The sequence below is a fragment of the Methylobacterium sp. WL103 genome (assembly GCF_008039885.1).
Taxonomy (GTDB): Bacteria; Pseudomonadota; Alphaproteobacteria; order Rhizobiales; family Beijerinckiaceae; genus Methylobacterium; species Methylobacterium cerastii.
Map to the genome: position 1 here is coordinate 1 of NZ_VRUX01000439.1, position 3,614 is coordinate 3,614.

3 protein-coding genes are annotated in these 3,614 nt (G+C 71.4%); 1 reads left to right on the forward strand and 2 read right to left on the reverse strand.

Annotated elements, in window-relative coordinates; all coding sequences use genetic code 11:
• The coding region (locus FV222_RS20145; protein ID WP_147815474.1) for a CBS domain-containing protein at positions 1–964 on the forward strand (964 nt) is incomplete at its 5' end.
• Positions 965–976: 12 nt separating this feature from the next.
• Here the strand turns inward: FV222_RS20145 and FV222_RS20150 are convergent.
• Both FV222_RS20150 and oxc read right to left on the reverse strand, forming a co-directional pair.
• The gene (locus FV222_RS20150; protein WP_147815475.1) at positions 977–1,669 is read right to left on the reverse strand and encodes an esterase; all 693 of its coding nucleotides are present in this window, start codon (positions 1,667–1,669) and stop codon (positions 977–979) included.
• A gap of 63 nt (positions 1,670–1,732) precedes the next feature.
• Positions 1,733–3,469 (reverse strand): oxalyl-CoA decarboxylase, encoded by a 1,737-nt coding sequence (gene oxc / locus FV222_RS20155; protein ID WP_246685566.1) that lies wholly within the window; start codon positions 3,467–3,469, stop codon positions 1,733–1,735.
• Positions 3,470–3,614: the final 145 nt, after the last annotated feature.

A 3,614-nucleotide genomic window follows, 5' to 3' on the forward strand; every position in this document is an offset into this window, starting at 1 on the left:
GCCCTGGTCGATCGTCGGCGGAAACCTCGTGGCGGCCCTCGTCGGCGTGAGCGTCGCGGCGCTCGTGCACGATCCGATCCTGGCGGCGGCGCTGGCCATCGCCGGAGCCGTCGGGTCGATGATGGCGCTGCGCTGCGTCCACCCGCCGAGCGGCGCGGTCGCGCTCACCGCGGTGCTGGGCGGCCCGGCGATCCACGACCTCGGCTACGGCTTCGTGCTCTGGCCGGTCAGCGTGAACTCGTTGCTGCTGCTCGCCGCGGCGCTCCTCTTCAACAACCTCACCGGCCGCCCCTACCCGCATCCCGGCATCGCGCCCGCGCCCGGCCGCGCCGATCCCGTCGCCGCGCCCCTGGGCTTCAGCGGCGAGGACCTCGATGCGGCGCTGGAAGACTTCGACCAGATCCTCGATGTCGGGCGCAGCGACCTCGAGGCGATCCTGCGGCAGGCGCAGCTCCGCGCCACCCGCCGTCGCTCGGGCCAGACGGACTGCGCCGCGATCATGACCCGCGACGTGGTAGCGATCGCCCCCCACGCGCCGCTGATGGATGCGCTCGCCCTTCTGCGCCGCCACCACATCAAGGTCCTGCCGGTGACCGACGAGAGTGCTCGCGTGGTCGGCATCGTCACGCAGACCGACCTCCTCGACAAGGCGGCGTGGGACCGACGCGGGCCGCGCCTCGGGCTCCTCCGCCGCCTGCGCCTGACCGCGGCCCGCGGGCGCGCCCCGCACGGCTCGGTAGAGGACATCATGACGAGCCCTGTCGTGACGCTGCGGCCGGACAGCCCGATCGGCGAGGTCGTGCTGCAGATGTCTGGGCTCGGCCTGCACCATCTGCCGGTGGTCGGGCCGGACGACCGCCTCGTCGGGATCGTCTCGCAGGGCGACCTCGTGGCGGCCCTGCTCACCGACGCCACGCGGCGCCAGGCCGAGGTGCCGACGCCGCGGATGCTGGCGCCGGCCTGATCCGAGGGGGCGTCAGGCCGGGTTCGGCACGTCGAGGAAGAAGGCGACGGCCTGCGCCACCACCGCCGGGTCGTAGGCGTGGGGGCCGTCGTACTCGACGTAGGTGGTGTCGTAGCCGGCCCGTTCGAGCTGCGCGGCATGGCTGCGGCCGCCATGCGCGACCGCGATCTGCGCGTCCCGGGTGCCGTGCGAGACGAAGACCCGCGGCGCCCCGGTTTGGACCTGATCGCTCAGGAAGCCGGCGGACGAGGCGATGACGTGGGTGACGACGTCCCCGTTGGTCAGCCCCGAGGACAGGGCGTAGCTGCCGCCGTCCGAATGGCCGGCGAAGGCCAGATGCGACGGATCCAGCAGGAAGCACGATCCGACCTCGGCGAGCGCGGCTTCGAGGCGCTCGCGGTCGGGCCCGTGGCCGGCGATGACGAGGTCCCAGGTCGGGAACAGCGATTGCGGGGCCAGCAGCAGGAACCCGCGCCCCTCCGCGTGGGCTTCCAGCATCGGCAGGATCTTCTCCGCGCCGCCCCCGCCGCCGTGGAACAGCACCACCAGCGGCGTGGCCCTTCGCGGGTCGATCCCGGCCGGCACGTGGAGGATCGCGTCGCGCTCCGGAAACAGCCCGAGCGGGTGACGCCCCGGCGGTAGCGGCGGCTTCACGGGGAGCCGGTGCGCGAAGGCGATGCGGCCGGCGAGGCGCGGATCGATCATCGCGTCGTCGTCCATGGTCGCGGGAGGGCGGCGACCGCCCTCCCCTTCATCACGCGGCGGCACTTACTTCCGCTTCACGGTGCTCTGCGGGTTGAGGCTGCCGATGTTGCCGCTCTCGGTGCCCGCAGAGGGGTCGATCACCGCGTTGATCAGGGTCGGACGACCCGAATCCATAGCCGCGTTGACCGCCACGCGGAGCGCATCCGGCGTCGTGACGTTGACGCCGACGCCGCCGAAGGCCTCCATCATCTTGTCGTAGCGCGCGTCCTTCACGAACACGGTCGGCGCCACGTCGGCCGCGCCCGACGGGTTCACGTCGGTGCCGCGATAGATGCCGTTGTTGTTGAACACCACGATGCAGACCGGCAGGTCGTACCGGCAGATCGTCTCGACCTCCATGCCGGAGAAGCCGAAGGCCGAGTCGCCCTCGACCGCGAGCACCGGCTTGCCGGTCTCGACGGCCGCCGCCACGGCGAAGCCCATGCCGATGCCCATGATCCCCCAGGTGCCGACGTCGAGGCGCTTGCGCGGCTGGTACATGTCGATGACGCCGCGGGCGAGATCGAGGGTGTTGGCGCCCTCGTTGACGAGGATCGCGTCGGGCCGCTCCTTGATGATCGTGCGCAGCACGCCGAGCGCGCCGTGGAAGTCCATCGGGGTCGAGTTCTTCAGGAGGCGCTGGCCCATCTTGGCGATGTTGGTGTCCTTCTTCGCCTTGATCGTCTCGGTCCAGGCCGCGGGCGGCGCCGGCCAGCCGCCCTTCATCCCGTCCAGCAGCGCCGCGACGCAGGAGCCGATGTCGCCGACGACGGGCGCGACGATCTCGACGTTCGAATCCATCTCGCGCGGCTCGATGTCGATCTGGATGAACTTCTTGGAGCCCGGCGCGCCCCAGGTCTTGCCCTTGCCGTGCGAGAGCAGCCAGTTCAGCCGGGCGCCGACCAGGAGCACGACGTCGGCCTCCTTCAGCACCGTCGAGCGCGCGGCGCCGGCCGAGAGCGGGTGGGTGTCGGGCAGGAGGCCCTTGGCCATGCTCATCGGCACGTAGGGGATGCCGCTGGTCTCGACCAGCGCGCGGACCGCCTCGTCGGCCTGCGCGTAGGCGGCGCCCTTGCCGAGGATGATCAGGGGGCGCTCTGCGGTCTTCAGCACGGCCAGCGCCCGCGCGATCGCTTCCGGCGCCGGGATCTGGGCGGGCGCCGGGTCGATCACCTTGACCAGCGACTTCGCGCCAGCCTCGGCGTCCATCACCTGCGCGAAGAGCTTGGCCGGCAGGTCGAGGTAGACGCCGCCGGGACGGCCGGAGCAGGCGGCGCGGATCGCGCGGGCCACGCCGATGCCGATGTCGGCGGCGTGCAGCACGCGGAAGGCCGCCTTGCACAGGGGCTTGGCGATGGCGAGCTGGTCCATCTCCTCGTAGTCGCCCTGCTGCAGGTCGACGATCTCGCGCTCGGACGAGCCCGAGATCAGGATCATCGGGAAGCAGTTGGTGGTGGCGTTGGCCAAAGCCGTCAGGCCGTTGAGGAAGCCCGGCGCCGAGACCGTGAGGCAGATGCCCGGCTTCTTCGTGAGGAAGCCGGCGATCGCCGCCGCGTTGCCGGCATGCTGCTCGTGCCGGAACGAGATCACCCGGATGCCCTCGGCCTGGGCGAGGCGCCCGAGATCGGTGATCGGGATGCCCGGCACGCCGTAGATCGTGTTGATGTCGTTGAGCTTCAGCGCGTCGATGACGAGGTGGAACCCGTCGGTGAGCGCAGGCTGGGTGTCGGCCTCGGCCATGTTCACGTCGGCGGTATGCATGTCGATGACTTGAGCGTGCGCGGGCATCTCGGCCTCCCGAATGGATGGTTGTTGGGCCTCTCCGAGGCTTGGGCCTCGGATGGCTGGTCGCAGGACACGCGCCATGGGGGTGTCGATGGGGCGGGTCGACGAGGCGGGCGTCGGA

What these genes read in the sequence shown, in the direction of transcription:
- FV222_RS20150 (WP_147815475.1), bottom strand. Translation starts at nt 1,669, where the DNA reads ATGATCGATCCGCGCCTCGCCGGCCGCATCGCCTTCGCGCACCGGCTC.
- oxc (WP_246685566.1), bottom strand. Translation starts at nt 3,469, where the DNA reads ATGCATACCGCCGACGTGAACATGGCCGAGGCCGACACCCAGCCTGCG.